A 22,237-nucleotide genomic window follows, 5' to 3' on the forward strand; every position below is an offset into this window, starting at 1 on the left:
CCTCAAAACAATCTCCATACATTGAGACAAAATGTCCCAGTTGAAAACCATACAAGATGAACATATGACTATCTGGTTGCCGCGATTACTGCCGCACGGGGGGCCACGTTTTTTGCAGATTGCCGACGCCTTGCAGGCGGCGGTGGCGGATGGATCGTTGACACCGGGCGACCGTCTGCCTCCGCAGCGCCACCTGGCAGCACAGCTGGACGTCGATCTGACGACGATCACGCGCGCCTACGACGAAGCCAGGCGCCGCAACTTGCTGGAGGGTCGCGGCGCCCGCGGCACGTATGTCGCGGCGCCGAAAGTCGAATTGACCGCTATCCTCGACCTCTCCATGAATACCCCACCACCGCCCGATGGCGTGGCCTTCGACGACATGCTGAAACAAGGTTTGTCGCAAGTATTGATGCGAGCAGACAATGAGTTACTGATGACTTACCACTTGGGCGGAGGAAGCGACTCCGACCGTCAGGCTGGCGCCAAATGGCTGGCACCGATGTTTGGACATCTGGATTCTCGACAGGTTGTCGTCTGTCCCGGTGCGCAAGCGGCAATCGCCGCACTGATCCTTGCGCTGACGGAACCTGGCGATGTCATCCTGGCAGAACCGACGAGTTATCCCGGCTTGCGTGCCGCAGCGACCCAATTCGGCCGGCACGTCATTGCCGTGGAAGCGGACAAGCACGGGATGCTGCCCGAGATGCTTGAGCAAGCATGCAGCCAGCACAAGCCCCGGCTGGCCTACCTCAATCCGACATTACAGAATCCGACCGCCATCACCATGCCGGAACGCCGGCGCAAGGAGCTCGCCAGCATCGCGCAGCGCTGCAATGTACGCATCGTCGAGGACGATCCCTACTGGCTGCTTGCCGATGCCCCGCCGCCGCCTGTCGCCACGTTTGCCCCGGAACAGGTGGTCTACATTTCCACCCTGTCAAAATGCCTGACGCCCGGCTTGCGTGTCGCCTTCGTGCTGATACGCGACCCATACGAACGCGAACGCTTCCTGGTCGCGCTCAGATCATTTGCGCTGATGGTCGCTCCTTTGACGGCCGCACTGGCCACGCAGTGGATACTCGACGGTTCGGCTGACGGATTGCTGGCAGGCGTACGCAAGGAGGCGCGCCTGCGCCACCGGATGGCCCGCGATATTCTGGCGGGACGCTACAGCGGCGCTGGAGATGGCCTGCATGTATGGCTCGAGTTGCCGGCATATTGGAACTCATCACAACTTGCGCATGCAGCCGCCAGCTACGGCATCGCAGTCACGCCGGCGGAGGCATTCGCCACTGGCAGCGTATCCGTGAATGCCATTCGTATCTCTTTGGGCAGCATCAAGGACCGTGGACGCTTGCAGGCGGGTCTGCAACGACTGTCTCATCTGCTTGCGCGGCGACCCGAGTCATTTAGTGCTGCTGTGGTTTAAGTGCTCCGGAAACACCGTACGGCACCTGGGAGTTATCTCGATGCGATCGCACATCGGTTTGCTGCCTAGGTGTTTATTTATCGTGAGATCAAGCGCGAAAGCGAACCGTGCGAGGGTCAAGTCCGGCCATTCAGATACGGACAGATACGTTAGGTACTGTGAAAGCTGGCTCAGTCAGAAGGCTGATTGAAACCACGAACAGTTTAACCCGTCGCCAGTTTTCAAGTCCGCGAAATTTTAGATTTATATCAATAACTTAGAATAAATTTCATTCCGCATTCAACATTTTTCTAGCGCCTTGCACTCCCCAGCTAGCGACACAGCACACAGGCAATACGGAAACGATTTGCTCCGAGCAATGACTCTAGGGTGCATTGCAAGGACTGCAACCACCTTGATACTGCCACCATTGAAAAATCACGTGTACGGCTCCGTTATTGCTTCCCTTTTTCTTGTTGCTAGTGCCTCATCTGCATTAGCTACCAATCTTGAAGAAGATCGGACCCGAGGTGACGTACATGGCTTATTTGAAATAAGGGATGCTGCTGTAAAATTCATTGCAACAGAAAATCTAAAAAATGGCACAAGGTGGCAAGTCTTGATGCAGAACCGGAAGATTTTGGTGCCAAAATGTGCGGTATCTTTGCGTGTGGAATGGGTTCCCCGGAGCCATGGCATGTCTGGACCGAATGTTGCTGTGATTTGCGCCAAGACCGTAAGACCTACAACACAAAAAAAATGGGAAGTGTTTGTACCAATCGATAAGGGTCCGGTCGCTCAAAAATGATTGGTTGCGACGCCCCTACCACTAGATTCAGAGCGAGCAACATGGCAGTCTGCTGCTCTGACCCCGGTTGCTCCTCCCCCGCTTTTGTCGGCACTGACCACGCTGTTTTTGTTGGCAATGCTAGCGCCGCGTAGAGATCTTGGTGAAAACAAACAGCCTAGACCAAGCATTCCACCATTCGTCGCAAATCCAGGGAGCCTCGGACCACGCTCGATAAGATTAGTCCATTCAATTAATGAAAGGGAAACTTATGCGCATTCGTCTATGGCTATTGCCAGTCCATGCTTCAGGCCGCGCGCTACGCCTGGGAGCCTTAGTGGGGGTGGCGGCATGTAGCGTATCCGCCCACGCGGGCGAGTCCGATATAGCCGGGCGTATCGCTGGCGGGCTGCGGCAGCGGGTGGACATCGCAGGCGAGCCGGCGCAGACCTTCGATATCCAACAGCGCCTGCGCCGCTATAAGGTCTCCAGCGTCAGCGTGGCAGTCATCCGCGACGGCAAGATCGCTTGGGCCGGCGTCTACCGGCAACCGTCCGCACCTGCGGCCAACACCGACACGCTGTATCAGGCCGCGTCCATCAGCAAGGGCGTAACCGGCGCGCTGGCGCAGCGGCTGGCGGGCAGCGACAAGCTCCAGCTCGACGGTCCGGTGGACGCCTGCCTGCGGCCATGGATCCTGCCCGCTGGACAGCAAAGCCCCGAGCATCCGGTGACCTTGCGCAATTTGCTCAACCACACAGCAGGGGCGACCGTGTCCGGCTTCCCCGGCTATCCACCGTCCCAGGCGATCCCTACAGACCTTCAGGTAATCAAGGGCAAGCCGCCATCGCTCACGCCGGCGGTCTCGATCCAGACCATCCCGGGTGCTGCCTATGCGTATTCCGGAGGCGGCTACACCATCGCCCAAGTCGCCATACAGCAATGTCTGCACACGCCTTTTGCGGAGTTGATGCGCCAGCAAGTACTGCAGCCGCTGCAGATGCGGCGCAGCACATTCGCGCAGCCATTGCCAGCGACAGAATACAACTACGCGCGCGGCCACTACGCCGACGGCAGCGAAGTCGAAGGCGGGGCCTTCGTTTATCCCGAACTGGCGGCCGCCGGCCTATGGACCACGGCCAGCGACCTAGCGCGCTTCGCCATCGGTGTCCAGCGGTCGTGGAAAATCGGCACAGCCTTTCTGAGCGTCGCCAAGGCGCGCGATCTGCTGACGCCGGCGCTGAACAATTATGCGCAGGGCTTGTTCGTGGTCGGCGATGGCGAGCATAAGCGCTTCATGCATTCCGGTGGCAACACCGGCTTCAAGAGCACCTACGCGATGTATCTCGACAGCGGCGACGGCGTAGTAGTAATGACCGACGGCGACAACGGCAGCTATCTTGGCGGCGAGATCGTCAAGGCGGTGGCGTCTGCCTACGACTGGCCAGACTTCAAACCTCGCCTGGCCCAGGCGGCGCCGCTGGACCTGGCAACGGCCACCCGCCACGTCGGCATCTACCAGCTCGACAACTTCGAAGGCCGTTTCGCCAACCGCTACGAACTGCGCTTCGACGGCAAGGACTGGACGATGGTGATGCCGGACATCGGCGCCACCCGGCTGGTGCCGACCGGCAAAACCAGCCTGGTGTCCCCCGAGACCGGCAACATCATCGAACTGACGCAGGATGGCGCCCAAGAGCTGCTATTGATCGGGGGGCGCAAGGCCCACCGCAGCCCGGACAGCTGAATCAGCAACGGTAGCGCCAACCCGGAAAGAGCGTACCAGGCAGCAGTACGAGGGATAAGTCCGGCTTTCAGACACGGACTAATGCATTGGGCGCTGTGGAAGCTGGCGCAGCCGAAAAGCTGATTAGAACCACGAACGCGCCTGCGGCGCGCGGGGCTGCCGCACAGCGGCAGCAGGTGGAGGATTCGGGGCGGGCTGGGCCGGTAGGCCCAGCCCTTCGAATCTCACACGCAGGGCGCGCAGGCGCCCTGCTCGCTTCCGCCAGGCAATAAAAAACCGCCCGAAGGCGGTTTCTTTATTTCCTGGCGGAAGCGGTGAGATTCGAACTCACGAACAGTGTAACCCGTCGCTAGTTTTCAAGACTAGTGCCTTCAACCACTCGGCCACGCTTCCAGATGGCAGCATTATACATAAAGGTCCGTGGCTTACCAATGGCTAGCACCGTTTGCCCGACAGGAAAGAGCGGGCACGCTTGCCTTACACGCCCCAGTTTTCCCGCAGCGCCTTCTCGAACTCCACCGCTGGCAATGGCCGCGAGAACAGATAGCCCTGCACTTCGTCGCAGCCTGAGCTCTTCAGGAAGGCCAGTTGCTCGGCCGTTTCCACGCCTTCGGCGATCACTTTATGGTGCAGTTGCTGGGCGATGCTGATGATGGTGCTGGCGATGGCGCAGTCGCTGGCGTCGGTGGGGATGCCGGTGGTGAAGGAACGGTCGATCTTTAACGTATCGATGGGGAAGCGTTTTAGATAGGACAGGCTTGAGTAGCCGGTACCGAAGTCGTCCAGGGACAGGGCCACGCCCAGCGCCGTGATGCGGTCCATGATGCCGATGACTCTCTCGATGTTGTGCATCAGGGTGCTTTCCGTGATTTCCAGTTCCAGCCAGGCCGCTTCCAGGCCGTAGCGGGCCAGGGTCGCCGCCACTCTGGCGGGCAGCGCTGCCGTGAATTCGCGGGCGGACACGTTGACGGCCAGGCGGATCGGCGGCAGGCCGGCCAGTTTCCACGCTTGCGCCTGGGCGCAGGCCGCTTCCAGCACCCATTCACCCACTTGCACCACCAGGCCAGTCGATTCGGCCAATGGGATGAACTCGGCGGGCGGGATCATGCCGTGCTGCGGGTGGTGCCAGCGCACCAGCGCTTCGGCGCCGATGATGCGGCCGCTGCCCAGGGCGTATTTCGGCTGGTAGTGCAGCAGCAGTTGCTGTTCCGACAGTGCTTGGCGCAAGCCTGTTTCCAGGCGCATGCGTGCCTGCATGCCCAGGTTCATGTCCTGGCTGTAGAACGCCACGCTTTCCGCTTCGCCGCCGCTGTCCTGCTTGGCGCGGTACATCGCGATGTCGGCCAGGCGCAGCAGGGTTTCCGCGTCCTGCGCGTCTTGCGGGTAGACGCTGATGCCGATGCTGGCACCCACGCGCAGGTCGTGGCCTTCGATCAGGAACGGCTCCACCAGCGAGGCCAGCAGCTTTTGCGCCACCATGCTCGCTTCGAAATGCTGGCCGATGTCGAACAGGCCGACGGCGAACTCGTCGCCGCCCAGGCGCGCCACCAGGTCCTGGTCGCGCAATACCTGGCGGAAACGCAGGGAGACCTGGCGCAGCAGTTCGTCGCCGATGCGCCGGCCCAGGGTGTCGTTGATCAGCTTAAAACGGTTCAGGTCGATGAACAGCACGCAGCCGAGCATCTTGCTGCGCTGCGCCACGGAGAGGGCCTGGTCGACCAGCTTGGCCAGCAAGGTGCGGTTGGGCAGGCTGGTCAGCGGGTCGTAATAGGCCAGGTGGTGCAGCCGCTCTTCGGCCAGCTTGCGTTCCGTGATGTCCGTCAGGTAGGCGATGAGTCCAATGGGTTTGTCGTCCAGATCTTGCAGCGGAGACAGGGACAGGCTGGCCCAGAAGACCTCGCCCGACTTCTTTCGGCGGCGCACCTCCATCAGGCGCCCTCCCTGCTCCAGGAAGGCGTCGTGGAAACCCGTGTCTTCGTCGTCGTACAGGAACAAAATGTTGCGCCCCACGGCTTCCACCGAGGTGTAGCCGAACAGGCGCTCGGCGCCCTTGTTCCAGCTGGTGATGTAGCCCGTCAAGTCCATCGTCAGCACGGATTCGTGCAACTGGTCGAGGATTTGCGTCTGCTGCGCCAGCAAGGCTTCGACTTGCGCGTAGGCATGGGTCGAGCGTTGCGCCAGCGAATGCACTTGCAGGACGCCGGCCGTCAACGATGCCAGGCTGGCCAGGTGGCGGCGGTCGGCGTCGTTATACAGCGGGCGGCCGGCCACGCTGTAATGACCGAAACAGTGGCCGTCGAAACTGACTTCCTGCAGCAAAGCGGGCGTATCGCGGGGAAACGATGCGGCCGGCGCGGCGGCATCCATGCCGGCCGCGGGCAGGAACTGGCCATGCGGGCTGGCCATCACCGTGCTGGCGATACGGCCCAGCTCAGCGACCAGCGCGGGGCCGCGCAAACGCACGACGGCGTCGCACAGGGCGGCGCTGTCACCGAGGAAATCCGACACCGGAAACAGGGCCATGCTAGAGGTTCCGGCTGACCTGGATGGCCCATTGGTAGGCCTGCAGCAGGCTGCGCCAATAGGTTTCTCCATCGATGCCGGCGCGGCGCAAGCCCTCGGGCGGCGGCGTGGCGCTTTCGACCAGCGCCAGCAAGGTGCCCAGCTCGCCATTGCGTTCCAGCAAGGCGGCGCTGACTTCGGGCGCCAGGTTCAGGGTGGCGATGATCTCTTGCATCGGCATGCCCAGCAGGACGTCAAGCAGCGAAAATACGCCTGCCATGAAGGCTAGGTCTTGCGCGTCGCGGTCGCCGCCGCGCAACTGGCACAGCGCTTCCATCTGCGCCGCGCGCACGGCCGCCAGCGGCAGCAGCGCGTGGATCTTGCCATCGTCCTGTTGCCGCGCATACAGCAGCAGTTGCAGCCAGCGCTGCAGCTGGCGCCGGCCCAGCAGGGTGATGGCCTGGCTGAAGCTGGTAATCGGCGCCGTGAAACCGAAGGCGGCTGAATTGACCAGTTTCAATAAATGATAGCTGAGGGCCGGGTCTTGCTTGAGCGGCACTTCCAGCTCGTGCGCGTCGGCATCGCGGGCCAGCAGGCCCAGCAGCGACATCAGCCGGCGCCGCGACGTGGCGTCTTCCGGCTCGCCTTGCTGGCGCGCATGCTGCAAGGCGTAATCGCCGGCAAACCAGCTGACGCCAAGTTCTTGCAATGCGGCAATCTGCCCCCCATCGGCGATGTTGTAGGCCAGGTGCGGCCCCGGCAAGGGCAGCAGCTGATGCAGGGCCGGGTGTGCGCCTGCCGCGTCAAAGCTCAGCGCGCGCGCGTCGACTTGCGCCGCCACCACGGGATTGGCGTCGGCGCCATCGAGAAGGATGCGGTAGCCGGCATCGCGCCATTGCCGGCATTTTTTCTGGAGTTGCTTGTCGCCGGCAAGCTGGGCCGGCAAACGGAAGATGGTGCGTTGCGGCGCCAGTTGCGCCAGCACGGCCTCGTCCACGCCATGCGGGTCGGCCAGGGGAATGATGCAGTCGAGCGGCGCCAGGAAGGCATACGCATCGGCAGCGGCCAGCGCCGCCAGCAGCGGCGCCGTCGAGGCCTGCGGTACATGCACGGTGACAGCGACCCACTCGTTATGAGCATTGGCCACTGCTTGTAATCCCACCAACGGAAACAGGTTTGATTCAGACGCTGACATCGGTATCTCAGTGTGGGTAGGGCGCCATAGTAAATAAACTGACCAGCATTGGCAACCTTGGCCCGACAGGGATGCCCTCGACAGCGAGAATCATTCTATCTGAATCTCACCCACGAAACAGTTTAATTTTGGCAATAGATGTTCAAAAAGAACATTCCCCCGCGAGACCCGCCTGCCATGCGGGTCAGCCAAAAACCCGGTACCGCGCACGCATGCTCAGGCGCTGCCGCCATGCGCGTGCTCGACCGCGTATTTGATCAATTCAGCCTGCCCTTCGATGCCGAGCTTGCGCTTGATGTTCAGCCGGTGCGTCTCCACCGTGCGCACGCTCAGGTCGAGTGCGCGGGCGATCTGCTTGTTCGACTGGCCTCCCGCAATGTGCTGCAGCACCTGCTGCTCGCGCGTGGTGAGGAAGGAATCGTGGACTTGCGGGCGCGACAGTTGCCGCGCCAGGGCGGCGCTGTAATAAATGCCGCCGGACATCACGGTCTCGATGGCAAACACAATATCTTTACCTGGAGCATCTTTGAGCACATAGCCGCGCGCCCCGGCGGCGATGGCTTGCGACACGTATTCGAGCTTGTCGTGCATGGACAGAATCAGTACGGCAATCTGCGGAAACGCCTGCTTGAACAGGGCCGTCGCTTCAATGCCATTTGTGCCGCGCATATTGATATCCATCAGCACGAGGTCCACCTGGTGCGTGCGCGCCTGGCTCAACGCTTCGTCGGCACCGCCCGCCTCGGCCACGACGTCGAAATGCGCGACCGCTTCCAGGCGCGCGCGCAAGCCGTCGCGCACGAGGGGGTGGTCGTCCACCAGCAGGATGTTGATCTTCTCGGTCATGGTTCTCTATTTTAATGTGGAGGAAAGCTCGAGCCGCGCCAGCACCACGGTGCCGGCCAGGGACGAGGTGATGTGCAGGCTGCCGCCGATGGCTTCCATGCGTTCCGTCATATTGCGCAGGCCGATGCCGCGCTGCGGGTGCAAGGCGATGCCGTCGAAATCGAAGCCGCCGCCATTATCCCGGATGCGCAACTCCACGGCCTTGCCCGTCTCGTGCAGGTTCACTTCCACGCCGCGGGCGTGGGCATGGCGCTCGCAATTGGTCAGCGCTTCCTGTGCAATGCGGAACAGCACGGTATTGACCATATCGGGCAAGCCCTCGCCCGCCGCCGCGGGGCTGGCCGTGAAACTGGCTTGCGCGCTGCTGCTGTCGTTGAATTCATGCACGAGGTGGTCGAGCGCGGCGGCCAGACCCAGGTCATCCAGAATGGCCGGGCGCAGGTTGTGCGAAATGCGCCGCACCTCGCCCAGCACCTTGTTCAGCTGGTCGGCCGCCCGCTCGAACGTGGCGGGCGCCTTGTCTTTCTGTTCCGCATTGCCGCCCAGGCGCGCGATGCCCGCCTCGATCTGCAGCTTGATCGACACCAGCCACTGGCTGATGCCGTCATGCAAGTCGCGCGACAGCCGCGCCCGCTCTTCTTCCTGCGATTCCACCACGCGCTGCGCCAGCACTTTCAGCTTGGCGTCGGCCACCCTCAATTCGCGCAAGTTCAGCACGAGGCCGCAGGCGGCCACCAGCAGGGAACCGAGGATGGCGATGGCGGCGATCAGCTCCATGGTCGAGCGGATATTGCGCGACTGCTGGGCGTCGACCTTGGCCAGCGCCTGGTCCACGTCATCCATATAGATGCCGGTACCCATCATCCAGCCCCATTCCGGCATCAGGATCACATAGCCGAGCTTGGGCGCGGACTTGTTCGTCGACGGCTTGATCCAGTTGTAGCGCTCGAAACCGCCGCCGCTCTTGGCCCGCTGCATCAGGCGCTGGATGGTCAGATTGCCTTCGGCGTCGCGCAATTGCCACAGGTTCTGCCCCACCAGTTCGGGCTGGCGCGGATGCATCAGCGACTTGCCCTGAAGATCATAGATGAAGAAATAGCCATCGTCGCCATAGCTGAGGGCGGACAGGATGCGCTTGGCCTCCTCTTGCGTGGCGTCATCCTTGCGCCCCGACTGGTACAGCGAGGCGATGGAATGGCTGGCCAGGGTCACGTAATGCTTGAGCTCGGCTTCCTTGCTGGCCAGATACGCTTGCTGAATGGTGGCGCGCTGCTGCTCGGCCAGGGTAATCGCCTGGTGTCGCACGGCAAACGCGATGGCGCACAGGGCGAGGATGAGCGGCGTAATGGCCAGGAAGATGACTTTCTGTCTGAGTTTCATGGCCTTGCGCGCTCCGGCGGCGTCGATGCTGGTGGGAATGCGTGATTTTACGTCGCGGCGCGGCGATCGGCCTGCGTAGTAATACTGAGCGTTACTGCGTAGTGCTGCGCTTGCGGCAATTATACGATTCCTGAATACTCGCCATAAGCTGCAGATACCACGAATTCACACCCAAACTGGCGACGACCAGGCTCGGCAGCACACATCATCGCACGGCACAGCGCCCGTCACATCTCTGGAGGAAGCATGAACCGCATTTTCAAACAGCTCGGCTGGGCAGCGCTTGCGCTGGCAGGCGCCGGGTCCCTGGGCGTCGTCGCCCTGCAACGCGGCGAATCGATCAGCGCGATCTGGATCGTCATCGCCGCCGTCTGCGTCTATCTGATCGCCTACCGTTTCTACAGCCTGTTCATCGCCGACAAGGTGCTGGGCCTGGACTCGCGTCGCATGACGCCGGCCTTCAAGCACAACGATGGCCTCGACCATGTGCCAACCAACAAATATGTGCTGTTCGGCCACCATTTCGCGGCGATCGCCGGCGCCGGTCCCCTCGTCGGTCCCGTGCTGGCCGCGCAGATGGGCTATCTGCCCGGCATGCTGTGGATCTTGGCTGGCGTCGTATTTGCCGGCGCCGTGCAGGATTTCATCGTGCTGTTCATTTCCATGCGCCGCGATGGCCGCTCGCTGGGCGACCTGATCAAGGCTGAACTGGGCGAGATTCCCGGCATGATCGCCTTGCTCGGCTGCTTCATGATCATGGTCATCATCCTGGCCGTGCTGGCATTGATCGTCGTCAAGGCGCTGACTGGCTCCCCATGGGGCAGCTTCACCGTGATGGCGACGATCCCCATCGCCCTGTTCATGGGCGTGTACTCGCGCTTCATCCGCGTGGGCCGCATCGGCGAAATCTCCATCATCGGCTTCGTCTTGCTGATGCTGGCCATCATCGGCGGCCAGTACGTGCAAGAACACGCGGTATTGGGCCCGATGTTCACGTTTACCGGCACGGAACTGACGTGGATGCTGATCGGCTACGGCTTCATCGCCTCGGTCCTGCCCGTGTGGCTGCTGCTGGCGCCGCGCGACTACCTGTCCACTTTCCTGAAGATCGGCACCATCCTGGGCTTGGCCATCGGCATCATCGTCGTCGCGCCTTACCTGAAAATGCCGGCGATGACCAAGTTCATCGATGGCTCCGGCCCTGTCTGGTCGGGCAATCTGTTCCCCTTCCTGTTCATCACCATCGCCTGCGGCGCGGTCTCCGGCTTCCACGCGCTGATTTCCTCGGGCACCACGCCGAAGATGATTGAAAACGAAAGCCATGCCCGCTTTATCGGCTATGGCGCCATGCTGATGGAATCGTTCGTCGCCATCATGGCCCTGGTGGCCGCCTCGACCATCGAGCCAGGCATCTATTTCGCCATGAACAGCCCGGCCGCCCTGATCGGCACCACGGCCGAGTCCGCCGCACAGGCGATCTCGCAGTGGGGCTTCTATGTCACGCCGGAAATGTTGACGCAAACGGCCAAGGACGTGGGCGAGCACAGCATCATCTCGCGCGCCGGCGGCGCACCGACCCTGGCCGTCGGCATGGCGCAGATTCTCTCGGGCGCCATCGGCGGCAAGGCCATGATGGCCTTCTGGTACCACTTCGCCATCCTGTTCGAAGCGCTGTTCATCCTGACGGCCGTCGACGCGGGCACGCGTGCCGGCCGCTTCATGCTGCAAGATTTGCTGGGCAGCTTCGTGCCAGCCTTGAAACAGACGGAAAACGTCATCGCCAACCTGCTGGCCACGGGCCTGTGCGTGGCGGCCTGGGGCTACTTCCTGTACCAGGGCGTCGTCGATCCATTGGGCGGCATCAACACCCTGTGGCCGCTGTTCGGCATCGCCAACCAGATGCTGGCCGCGATTGCGCTGATCCTCGGCACGTGCGTGCTGTTCAAGATGAAACGTGGCCAGTACGCATGGGTCACCATCACGCCGACGATCTGGCTGCTGCTGTGCACCCTGACGGCAGGCTGGCAAAAGATTTTCGACGCCAATCCGCGCGTCGGCTTCCTCGCCCATGCCAAGAAATATTCGGCGGCACTCGATGAAGGCACCCTGCTGGCGCCGGCCAAGTCGGTGGCGCAGATGCAGCAGATCATCTTCAACGATTACCTGGACGCGGGCCTGGCCGCCTTCTTCGTGGTCGTCGTCGTCAGCGTGCTGTTCTTCGGCATCCGCACCATCATGAAGGCGCGCGCCGACAGCAAGCCGAGCACCAAGGAAACGCCATTCCAGGCCATGCCCACGGTGCAATGATGATCGACGAAATCATCAAGGCTGGACGGTATCTGGGGCAAAGCATGCGGCTCATGTGCGGCTTGCCCGAGTACGACACCTATGTGGCGCACCGGGAAGTCACCCATCCCGGCGAGCCGATGATGACGTATGAAGAGTTCTTCCGCGAACGGCAGGAAGCCCGCTACGGCGGCGCCGGCAAGCGTGGCGGCTGTTGTTAGCGGACACCTGCCCCAGCCTACTGCGCGTCGGTATAGGTGGCCTGCGATGCTCACCGTACTTTAGTACGGTTGCGCTTCTCGGCCACCTCTCCCTTCCGCTCGCTACGGCTGGATCAGGTGTTGTAGCTCAGCAATAATTTGAGGGCGGTCTTGCAGGACCGCCCTATTTGTTTCATCTCGTATAAGTTTCCCTCCCCTCTCCTTCCTTAGACCCACATCAATATCGTGGTGTGTCTTCGCGTCTATATTTTTCCAATAGGAAATTAAAAAAACAGTCAACAGGCCGACCGGAGAAGCGCCGCAACCATGTTCAATTTTCAACGCTCCAGCATCAGCCAGAAGCTGACCATGATTTCGGTACTCTCGTCTGGCTGCGCGCTGCTGCTGGTGTTCGTGGCGTTTGCGCTGACATCCGTGCTCAGCCACAAGGACGATGAAGGCAAGCAACTGTTGTCGCTGGCGGGCGTGATCGGCGCGGCCGGTGCGGCGCCCTTGCTGGCAGGCAAATCGGCGCAGCCGCAGGCGGAACAGGTGCTGGCCGCGCTGGCCGCGCGCGATGAGGTCGCCCAGGCAGCGCTGTTCGACCGGGGCGGGCGCCTGTTCGCCCTGTACCGCGCGCCGCAGCATGCCGATGGCCTGGCCTCGCCGGAAGACCTGGACCCGGCAATGCTGGCCGACATGGCCGTGCAGCCCGTCACGCAAGGCACGGGCACGGCGCTTGCGCCCGCCATGCGTCTGTACCGTCCCGTCTACCGGCCAGGCGAGCCGCAGCAGCTGATCGGTGCCGTGCTGATCGAGGCGGACCTGAACCACATGTGGCGCGACATCGGCCGCCACGTGGGCGCCATCGGCGGCGCCACCGTGCTGTCCTTCCTGATCGCCGTGTTCCTCGCGCGGCGTTTCAAAAGCGTGATCGCCGAGCCGATCACCAAGCTGATCGATACGGCGCAAAAAGTGTCGAGCAGCCAGACCTACAGCCACCGCATCGCGCACCAGCGCAGCGACGAGCTGGGCGTGCTGATCGACAGTTTCAACGACATGCTGGCGCAGATCGACAGCCGCGACAGCACCCTGGCCAGCTACCGCGACCAGCTCGAGCGCCAGGTGGGCGTGCGCACGGCGCAGCTGGAAAAGGCCAAGGATGCGGCCGAGGCAGCCAGCCAGGCGAAGAGCGCGTTTCTTGCCACCATGAGCCATGAAATCCGCACGCCGATGAATGGCGTGCTGGGCATGACGGAACTGCTGCTGGCCAGCCCTTTGAGCCCGCAGCAGCGCCACTACACGAGCATGGTGCAGCGTTCGGGGCAGAATTTGTTGGTGATCATCAATGACATCCTCGACTTTTCCAAGATCGAGGCGGGCAAGCTGAGCGTGGAATACATCCGCTTCAATTTCCGCGAATTGCTCGACGATATAGAACACGTGTTCGCGCCGCAGGCGCAAGCGAAAAACATCAGCCTGGAATTCGACATCGCGTTTGACATTCCCATCGCCATCTGCGGCGACCCGAACCGTTTGCGCCAGATCATCGTCAATCTGCTGGGCAACGCCATCAAGTTTACGGAAACGGGCAAGGTCACCGTGAAAGTGACCGTGTGCAGCGAAGACGCGCCCAGCGTGGGCTTGCGTTTCGAAGTGCACGACACGGGCATCGGCGTGTCGAGCGAGGCGCAGACGCGCATCTTCGAATCGTTCTCGCAGGCGGACGGCTCGACCACGCGCAAGCACGGTGGCACGGGCCTGGGACTGACGATCTCGAAACAGCTGGTGGAACTGATGGGCGGCACTATCGGCGTTGATAATGCTTTAACGCAAGGATCGATCTTCTGGTTCGAAGTAAATTTCGATAAGCGGCGAGTCGACAGCGACGACCCGTCCTTCAACCTGAAAACCACGCGAGGATTACGCGCCTTGATCGTCGACCACACACCGGCCACGCGCGCCGTGCTGGAGCGGCAACTAGCCAGCTGGCACATCATCAGCGACAGCGCCGGCACGGCCAGCGACTGCCTGGCCAAGCTGCACGCGGCCGCGCAGGCGGGCACGCCGTATGGCGTGGCGCTGCTCGACATGGAATTGCCACGCACCAGCGGCCTGGCCCTGGCCGCCACCATCAAGAGCGACCCGCTGCTGGCCGAGCTCAAACTGCTGCTGCTGAGTACCGAACAGGCGGCGGCCGACCCGGTGCAGCGGCGCGAGGCGGGCGTGGCCTTCCAGCTGATCAAGCCGGCCCGCGAATGCGACCTGTTCGACTGCATCGTCACGCCGCCGCGCGCCAGCGAGGGCATGCGCATCCATCCGCCGCATGCGACGCGGCAAGTGGGCCGGCGCCAGCGCCGCCGCGTACTGCTGGCCGAGGACAATCCCGTCAACGTGGAAGTGGCGCTGGCCATGCTCGACAGCCTGGGCCTGGACGTGGTCTGCGCGCGCAACGGCGAACAGGCCTTGCAGGCGGCGCAGGCCGAGGATTTCGATTTGATCCTGATGGATTGCCAGATGCCCGTAATGGATGGCTTTGCCGCCACGGCGGAAATCCGCCGCCACGAACAGCAGTGCGGCCACGCGCGCGTGCTGCCCATCGTTGCCATCACGGCCAATGCGCTGCAGGGCGACCGCGAAGCGTGCCTGGCGGCCGGCATGGACGACTACCTGAGCAAACCGTTCACGCAGCAGGACCTGGGCCACACGATCGCCCGCTGGATCACCCTGCCGCGCGCGGCCACCGTACACCACAGCGAAGCGCCGGAGCGGCAAGCGCCGCCAGAAGTGCCGCCGCCCACGCCAGAAGCCTCGGCCGCCGGCCAGCCGCTGAACCAGCAGGCGCTGGAAAACATCCGCGCCCTGTCCGGCTCGGATGGCGATGCGCTGCTCGAGCGGGTCATCCTCGCCTTTACCAGCGAGACGCCGCGTCAGTTGAGCGCGATGCGCGCGGCGATTGTCGGCGCCGATGCGGAAGCGCTGCGCAAGGTGGCGCACAGCCTCAAGTCGGGCAGCGCCAACGTGGGTGCCGATAGCCTGGCGCAGCTGTGCAAGGAAATGGAAAAACTGGGCCGCGCCGGCGGCACCGAGGGCGCGGCTGCCCTGCTGCAGCAGATGCAGCAAGCCTTCCTGACCGTACGCGAATCGCTGAACGCCATCCTCGTGAAGGAACACTGACATGACAGCGCCCCTCTCCCCTCCCCGCGGCTTGGTGCTGGTGGCCGACGACGATCCCGTGATGCGCTTGCTGATGCGACAGATGCTCACGCAGGTGGGCCTGGACGTGATCGAGGCCGAAGACGGCGTGCAGGCGCTGGCCAGCTACAAGCACAGCGGGCCGGACCTCGTCATGCTCGACGTCGACATGCCGGCCATGGACGGCTTTGCCGTGTGCCGCGAAATCCGCCACCAGGAAGTGGGCGGCACGGTACCCATCATCATGGTCACGGGCGGCGACGAGCTGGAAGCCGTCACGCGCGCCTACGAGGTGGGCGCGACGGATTTCATTTCCAAGCCCATCAACTGGCCCATCCTCGGACACCGCGTGCTGTACGTGCTGCGCGCCAGCGACGCCATCGCCCGCCTGCGCATCGCCGATGCGCACAACCGCGCCGTGCTGGCCGCCATCCCGGACACCTTCTTTCGCCTCAACAGCGAAGGTTTTTATCTCGACTACGAACAGGGGCACGACGCCAGCGCCGGCTTTTCCATCACCGACTGCGTGGGCAGCCATATCCGCGACGTGCTGCCGCCCGAAATCGCCGCGCGCCTGCTCGACCAGGCGCACGCGGTGCTGGCCACGCAGCACATCGGCTCGGTCGACTACACGCTCACGCACGAAGACAGCACGCGCCATTTCGAAGCGCGCCTGGTGGCGACGGGGGCCGATGAAGTGCTGGGCCTGGTGCGCGACATCAGCGAGCGCAAGCGCACGGAAGAACAGATCCGCCGCCTCGCCTATTGCGACAGCCTGACGGGCATCCCCAACCGGCAGGCATTCCTGGAAACGCTGGAACGCGAACTGGTGCGCTCGAAAGAGCACGACAAGAAATTCGCCGTGCTGTTCATGGACCTCGACGCCTTCAAGCGCATCAACGACACCCTGGGCCACGACGTGGGCGACCATTTGCTCAAGGTGGTGTCCGAGCGCTTGCGCGAAACCATCCGCCCCAGCGACCTGGTGCTGCGCGCCGAATACGAGCTCGATGGCGTCTTTGGCGGCAGCAACCTGGCGCGCCTGGGCGGCGATGAATTCACGATTTTGATACCCGACCTGGAGCGTGTGGAAGATGCGCTGAACGTGGCGCACCGGGTCAAGGAAGCCATGCGCCGGCCGTTCATGATCGAGGCGCACGAGATTTTCGTCACGGCCAGCATCGGCATCTCGTTGTATCCGGAAGATGGCGAGGATTGCAATTCGCTGCTCAAATATGCGGACACGGCCATGTACCACGCAAAGAACTGCGGCAAGAACAACGCCAAGCTGTACAGTTCTTCGCTGACGATGGAAATCATGAGCCACGTCAAGATGGAAGTGGGCTTGAGGAAAGCCTTGCAGAACAACGAACTGTATTTGCTGTACCAGCCGCAGATCGACGTGCCCAGCACGCAGATCGTCGGCGTGGAAGCGCTGGTCCGGTGGCGCCATCCGGAACGGGGCATCATTTCGCCCACGGAATTCATCCCGCTGGCCGAGGAAACGGGGCTGATCGTGCCCATCGGCGAATGGGTGCTGCGCACGGCCTGCAACCAGGCCAAGGCGTGGCAAAACGGTAGCGGGCGCGCCATCCGCATGGCCGTCAACCTGTCGGCCAAGCAATTCAAAGATGAAAACCTGATGCAGATCGTGCTCTCGGCCCTGGCCGACACGGGCCTCGATGCGCGCCTGCTGGAACTGGAATTGACGGAAGGGACCTTGATGGACGATGCGCGCGCCACCATGGTGACCCTGGAGCAATTGCGCGGCATCGGCGTGTACCTGTCGATCGACGACTTCGGCACAGGCTATTCGTCAATGAATTACCTGAAACGCTTCGACGTGCGGGCCTTGAAGATCGACAAGAGCTTTATCGCCGGCTTGCCGCAGGATGCGGAAAACGCGGCCATCACGCGCGCCATCATCGCCATGGCGCATGGCTTGAAGATGGTGGTGGTGGCCGAGGGCGTGGAAACGGACGAGCAGCTGGTGATGCTGGAAGAATACGGCTGCGACATGGTGCAAGGCTATTTCCTGGGCCACCCGTCTCCGCACGACACGATCACGGCCATGCTGGCCAGGCAGACGAAGCAGCTGGCCAGCGTGGAAACTAGAGCACTTCGAAGGCAAGGATTTGCGTGACTTGCAGCGGATTAAAATTGTCGTCGGAAATCAACACGAGGCTGCGGCGGCCGTTTTCCAGGCGCGGCCCCCAGCTGATGCCTTCGATATTGTCGACCCGTGCCAGGCCGATCTTTTCCAGGTCCAGCAGCAAACGCTTGCGCGCCGGCACATAGGACGCGCCCGCCAGGGCCGGCAGCGCCTGCACATCGGTGGCGCCCTGCGTTTCCATTTCGTAGATGCGCACGTGGTTCGTATAGACGCCGTCCGCGTTGGCCACGCCGGCCCGCTCTACCACCAGCACCTGGTGATCGTTGACGGCGAGGATTTCGGACACGCCATTGTCCGCTTCGCGTCCGGGCCCGGGCCGCGAAGCGACGGGCTCAATCGGATACGCATACTGGCCCAGCACCTTGCCGGCACGGTCCAGGCGCGTGATGCGCACGACGGAGCCGTTATCGGGCGTGGCCAGCGGGCCATCCTGGTACAGGGCCGCTTCCATGCCCAGCCACAGGCTCTTGCCATCGCTGGCAAACGACAGCGCTTCAAACGTCATGTTGTTGCGCGAGCCAACCTCGTCCTTCGAGACATTGAACATGGCCGGTGTCGGCAAGGTGGCCAGGTAGTGGCCGTCGATGTCCGCATGGCGTACGAACGGATGCAAGCCCACCTTGCGGTTGCCTTCGCTGCCGTACCACAGACTGCCATCCTGCGGATCGACGCGGATGGTTTCGATATCGGCCACCTGGTCGCCCTGCTCCAGCTTGGCATGGGCCAGGTTCGGATAGCGGCTGCCGTCAGGCTGCGTGAAGAAATGCACGCTGTTCAAGGTCACACTGGTAAACGCCTTGCTGTCAAAGTTCAAGGCAGCGCGGTAGAAGCGGGCCGGATTGATTTCCGAGCGGTCATCGCTTTCCATCACCCAGCTCTTGTTGGCCGCATCGTAATCGATGCCGGACAAGCCGCCCACCGTGGTGCCCTCGAACGCCTGCCTGAGCGCGATGCGCTGCTCGCCGATCAGGCGCAGGCCCGTAATCGGCGCGTCATGCTGGAAGCTGGCGCAGGCGGAGAGGAGGATAGTGCTGGATGCCAGGACAAGCGCACGGTAAAAAAAACGATGCATGATAGATATCAGATGAGTTGCGTAGGTCGGCTTAGCGCGAAGCGCGTAAGCCGACAACATTGTTAACTTGGCCGGTGGTGGCGTCGGATTACGCGGCGTGCCGCCGCTAATCCGACCTACCTTCCCGACATCATTCCACTACACCACCCCATCGGCCTTCAGCCGCGCGATGGCCGCCGCATCGTAGCCGAGCGACGCCAGCACCTCGTCGTTGTGCTGGCCCAAAGTCGGCCCCAGCCACTGCGTCTTGCCCGGCGTGGCGGACAGTTTCGGGCTGATGGCGGGCAATTTGACGGGCGTGCCGTCGGCAAACTGGTGCTGCTCGAACATCTCGCGAGCGAGAAATTGCGGGTCGCTCATCATGTCGCGCACGGAGTAGATTTTGCCGGCCGGCACATCCGCCGCCTTGAGCACGGCCAGCGCGCTGTCTATCGTGTGCGTGGCGCACCAGGCGCCGATGGCGTCGTCGATCTCCTGCGTGCGCGCGACCCTGCCGTCGTTGCGCGCCAGTTGCGCGTCGCCCGCCATGTCGATGCGGCCCATGGCCAGCATCAAACGCTTGAAGATGGCGTCGCCGTTGCCGGCAATCACGATATTTTCGCCGTCGCCCGTCGTGTAGGTATTCGAGGGCACGATGCCGGGCAGCGAGCCGCCCGTGCGCTCGCGTACCACGCCCGCCTGGTCGTATTCTGGCACCAAGGATTCCATCAGGTTGAACACGGATTCATACAGGGCCACATCGACCATCTGGCCTTCGCCGGACGCCGCGCCGCCCGTCACGTCGCGGTGGCGCAAGGCCATCATGGCGCCGATCACGCCGTGCAGGGCCGCCACGGAGTCGCCGATCGATACGCCGACGCGCACGGGCGGACGGTCGGCAAAGCCGGACACATAGCGCAAGCCGCCCATCGATTCGCCGATGGCGCCGAAACCCGGCAAATCCTTCATCGGCCCCGTCTGGCCAAAGCCGGACAGGCGCACCATGATGAGGGACGGTTTGATCTGCTTGAGCTGTTCGTAGCCAAGATCCCACTTTTCCAGCACGCCGGGGCGGTAGTTCTCGATGATGATGTCCGCTTCCAGGGCCAGCTGGCGCGCGATGGCGCGGCCTTCGGGCGACTTCAGGTTCAGGGTGACGCTTTTCTTGTTGCGCGCCTGCACCGACCACCACAGCGAGGTGCCATCCTTCAGTACGCGCCAGGTACGGATGGGGTCGCCGCCATCGGGCGACTCGATCTTGATCACGTCGGCGCCGAATTCAGCCAGCATGCGGGCACAGAACGGCCCCGCGATCAGGGTGCCCAGTTCCAGCACTTTAATGCCTTGCAATGGACCAGTGGTCGCGGAGGATTCTGTCATGTTGTAATCAGGTTGCCCTGCGGTCGAGCATCGCGCGGGCAATCGTGCCCGCGTCGACGTATTCCAGTTCGCCGCCCACGGGCACGCCGCGGGCCAGGCGGCTCACGCGCAAGCCCCGCGCCTTCAGCATTTCGCTGATGTAGTGGGCCGTCGCTTCGCCTTCATTCGTGAAGTTGGTGGCCAGCACCACTTCGCCGACCACGCCATCGTTGGCGCGGTTCAATAATTTTTCAAGGTGGATGTCTTTCGGGCCGATGCCGTCCAGCGGAGAGAGCCGTCCCATGAGGACGAAATACAGGCCCTTGTAGGTCAGCGTCTGCTCGATCATCAGCTGGTCGGCGGGCGTTTCCACCACGCACAGCAAGCGCTTGTCGCGCTCTTCGTCGAGACAGGTCTCGCACACTTCATGTTCGGTAAAGGTGTTGCACAGGCCGCAGTGATGCACGGCATCGACGGCCTGGAACAGGGCGCGCGACAGCATGGCCGCGCCTTCCCTATCGTGCTGCAACAAATGAAACGCCATCCGCTGCGCCGACTTGGGGCCGACGCCGGGCAGGCGCCGCAGCGCCTCGGTCAAGAATTCAAGCGACTTGGACATGGATCAACCTTGCCCCGTGCCATAGATCGAGCGCATGCGGCAGTGCATCAGAATGGCATTTTGAAGCCAGCTGGCAAGTTCATGCCGCCAGTCAAGCCTGCCATTTTTTCAGCGGACGTCGCTTCCGCCTTGCGCACGGCGTCGTTGAAGGCGGCAGCCACCAGGTCTTCCAGCATGTCCTTGTCGTCGGCCAGCAGCGACGGGTCGATGGAGACGCGCTTGACGTCGTTCTTGCACGTCATGACGATTTTCACGAGGCCGGCGCCGGACTGGCCTTCCACTTCCACCAGCGCCAGTTGTTCCTGGGCTTTTTTCATGTTGTCTTGCATTGCTTGCGCCTGCTTCATCAGGCCAGCCAGTTGATTTTTCATCATGAGAATGCTCCGTTCAATTCAGTTTATGAGTTTTGTTAATCATTAATGCAGGGTCGGCGCGGCGGAGCCGGCCGGTGCAGGGGTAATCGTTCCCGGCACAACAAAAGCGTCGAATGCACGCTTCATGTCGAGCACGAAGGGATCGCTGGCAATGGTTGCTTCCGCTTGCAGCTGGCACGCCTCTCGGTGGGCCTGCGCCTCCGCGCTGGCCGTGTACCAGACGGCGCCCAGTTCCGTGTCGACATTAACCTTGCGGCCGAAACGCTCGCTGAGCACGGCTGCCAGTTTTTCCACGTTGGCCGGACTGCGCCACGTATCGATGGGCACGCGCAGGCGGAACGTGGTGCTGTGGCCGTCGTGCAGGCATTCGATGAGCTCGGCCTGCACGGCCAGCTGCTGGGCGATGCCACGCAGGGGCAGCACGGCGGCAACGGCTGGCCAGTTGCCGTCCCAGTCCAGGCCCGGCACGGGTGTAATCACATATGGCCCGCTGGGCGCGGCTTGCTTGGCGGCACGCTGCGGCATGATGACGGCCGGCTGTTCGCTGCTTTGCGCGGCCGGCGCCGACACGGCAGCCGAAGCGCTGTCGTCGGAAAATTCGGTGACCCACGGCGGCAAGTCGTCGTCGGCGGGTGCCTGCTGTGGCGGCGGCGCGGCAGGACGCGCCTGCTGCACGGGTGCCGTAGCGGCCACTGGCGCTTCCATCACGGCGACCGGTGGCGCATCGTCCCACGGCGCAGGCGCTTTCGCGGCGGCGGGTGGTGGCGCTGCTGCCTGGACAGGTGCAGCCGGTGCCACTGGCGCTGCGGAGACAGGTTCCGCTGCCGGTGCGGGGGCAGCCGGCTTGGGCGCCGACGATGGCGCCGATGGCGCGCTGCCCGGACGGCCTTTCGATGCGGCGCGGGCCGCTTCCAGCGCCGCATTGATGGCGGCGCGGGCGGAACTGATCGGGGCGCCCGATGCTGCCGGGGCGGCCGCAGCAGGAGCGGCAGGCGGCGCCGCTGGTGCCGGCGCCGGGGCTGCTACAGCTCTGTCTCTTATAAACATCACCGAGCCCACCAGACCCGGTAACACATCGCGTATGCCGTCGTCTGGGTGTAAACAGGGGCGGG

Annotated in this window: 15 protein-coding genes, 1 tRNA gene and 1 pseudogene; 7 read left to right on the forward strand and 10 right to left on the reverse strand. The window is 62.9% G+C overall.

Features of this window, described 5'->3' with window-relative positions; translation table 11 throughout:
• Window positions 1-31 precede the first annotated feature (31 nt).
• The 3 genes from KO538_RS22310 (at window position 32) to KO538_RS22320 (ending at window position 3,945) form a co-directional block, all read left to right on the forward strand.
• The gene (locus KO538_RS22310; RefSeq protein ID WP_219329671.1) at window positions 32-1,432 is read left to right on the forward strand and encodes a PLP-dependent aminotransferase family protein; all 1,401 of its coding nucleotides are present in this window, start codon (window positions 32-34) and stop codon (window positions 1,430-1,432) included.
• Between the two features lie 421 nt (window positions 1,433-1,853).
• Window positions 1,854-2,219 carry a hypothetical protein gene (locus KO538_RS22315; protein ID WP_219329672.1) on the forward strand — a complete coding sequence of 122 codons (366 nt, stop codon included), beginning with the start codon at window positions 1,854-1,856 and terminating at the stop codon, window positions 2,217-2,219.
• 250 nt (window positions 2,220-2,469) lie between these two features.
• Window positions 2,470-3,945, forward strand: coding sequence for a serine hydrolase (locus KO538_RS22320; protein ID WP_219329673.1), 1,476 nt, complete (start codon window positions 2,470-2,472; stop codon window positions 3,943-3,945).
• A 303-nt stretch (window positions 3,946-4,248) separates the two neighbouring features.
• Here KO538_RS22320 and KO538_RS22325 read toward each other — a convergent pair.
• The 5 genes from KO538_RS22325 to KO538_RS22345 all read right to left on the reverse strand — a co-directional run bounded on the left by KO538_RS22325 (window position 4,249) and on the right by KO538_RS22345 (window position 9,868).
• Window positions 4,249-4,338: transfer RNA gene (locus KO538_RS22325), tRNA-Ser, on the reverse strand.
• Window positions 4,339-4,422: 84 nt separating this feature from the next.
• The gene (locus KO538_RS22330) at window positions 4,423-6,468 is read right to left on the reverse strand and encodes a bifunctional diguanylate cyclase/phosphodiesterase (RefSeq protein WP_070302439.1); all 2,046 of its coding nucleotides are present in this window, start codon (window positions 6,466-6,468) and stop codon (window positions 4,423-4,425) included.
• Window position 6,469: 1 nt separating this feature from the next.
• Window positions 6,470-7,594 carry an EAL and HDOD domain-containing protein gene (locus tag KO538_RS22335; RefSeq protein ID WP_374106877.1) on the reverse strand — a complete coding sequence of 375 codons (1,125 nt, stop codon included), beginning with the start codon at window positions 7,592-7,594 and terminating at the stop codon, window positions 6,470-6,472.
• 264 nt (window positions 7,595-7,858) lie between these two features.
• Window positions 7,859-8,488: a response regulator transcription factor gene (locus tag KO538_RS22340; RefSeq protein ID WP_046682340.1), complete on the reverse strand. Its 630-nt coding sequence runs from the start codon at window positions 8,486-8,488 to the stop codon at window positions 7,859-7,861.
• A gap of 6 nt (window positions 8,489-8,494) precedes the next feature.
• Entirely contained in the window at window positions 8,495-9,868 is a 1,374-nt protein-coding gene (locus KO538_RS22345) for a cache domain-containing protein (RefSeq protein ID WP_219329675.1), read from the reverse strand.
• A gap of 246 nt (window positions 9,869-10,114) precedes the next feature.
• Between KO538_RS22345 and KO538_RS22350 the strand changes: the two genes are divergently transcribed.
• The 4 genes from KO538_RS22350 (at window position 10,115) to KO538_RS22365 (ending at window position 17,692) form a co-directional block, all read left to right on the forward strand.
• Window positions 10,115-12,175 (forward strand): carbon starvation CstA family protein, encoded by a 2,061-nt coding sequence (locus KO538_RS22350; RefSeq protein ID WP_219329676.1) that lies wholly within the window; start codon window positions 10,115-10,117, stop codon window positions 12,173-12,175.
• Window positions 12,175-12,375: a YbdD/YjiX family protein gene (locus KO538_RS22355; RefSeq protein WP_010396213.1), complete on the forward strand. Its 201-nt coding sequence runs from the start codon at window positions 12,175-12,177 to the stop codon at window positions 12,373-12,375. The genes KO538_RS22350 and KO538_RS22355 overlap by 1 nt, the downstream gene beginning before the upstream one ends.
• Before the next feature lie 306 nt (window positions 12,376-12,681).
• Complete coding sequence (locus KO538_RS22360; RefSeq protein WP_219329677.1) at window positions 12,682-15,531, forward strand: response regulator; 2,850 nt, start codon at window positions 12,682-12,684, stop codon at window positions 15,529-15,531.
• Between the two features lies 1 nt (window position 15,532).
• A complete protein-coding gene (locus tag KO538_RS22365) occupies window positions 15,533-17,692 on the forward strand; it encodes a bifunctional diguanylate cyclase/phosphodiesterase (RefSeq protein ID WP_072456361.1) in 2,160 nt (719 codons plus the stop codon).
• Here KO538_RS22365 and KO538_RS22370 read toward each other — a convergent pair.
• The 5 genes and pseudogenes from KO538_RS22370 to KO538_RS22390 form a co-directional block, all read right to left on the reverse strand.
• Window positions 17,661-18,794, reverse strand: coding sequence for an esterase-like activity of phytase family protein (locus KO538_RS22370; protein ID WP_219329678.1), 1,134 nt, complete (start codon window positions 18,792-18,794; stop codon window positions 17,661-17,663). The two genes, KO538_RS22365 and KO538_RS22370, sit on opposite strands and share 32 nt — an antisense overlap.
• A 138-nt stretch (window positions 18,795-18,932) precedes the next feature.
• Window positions 18,933-20,153, reverse strand: a complete 1,221-nt coding sequence (locus KO538_RS22375; protein WP_219329679.1) for a CaiB/BaiF CoA-transferase family protein — start codon at window positions 20,151-20,153, stop codon at window positions 18,933-18,935.
• A gap of 7 nt (window positions 20,154-20,160) precedes the next feature.
• Entirely contained in the window at window positions 20,161-20,751 is a 591-nt protein-coding gene (gene recR / locus KO538_RS22380; RefSeq protein ID WP_034786598.1) for a recombination mediator RecR, read from the reverse strand.
• Window positions 20,752-20,798: 47 nt separating this feature from the next.
• The gene (locus tag KO538_RS22385; RefSeq protein WP_034759121.1) at window positions 20,799-21,125 is read right to left on the reverse strand and encodes a YbaB/EbfC family nucleoid-associated protein; all 327 of its coding nucleotides are present in this window, start codon (window positions 21,123-21,125) and stop codon (window positions 20,799-20,801) included.
• Window positions 21,126-21,167: 42 nt separating this feature from the next.
• Window positions 21,168-22,237 (reverse strand): annotated as a pseudogene (locus KO538_RS22390) (DNA polymerase III subunit gamma/tau); the annotation flags it as partial.

This window comes from Janthinobacterium sp. NKUCC08_JDC, assembly GCF_019345575.1.
Taxonomy (GTDB): domain Bacteria; phylum Pseudomonadota; class Gammaproteobacteria; order Burkholderiales; family Burkholderiaceae_D; genus Janthinobacterium; species Janthinobacterium aestuarii.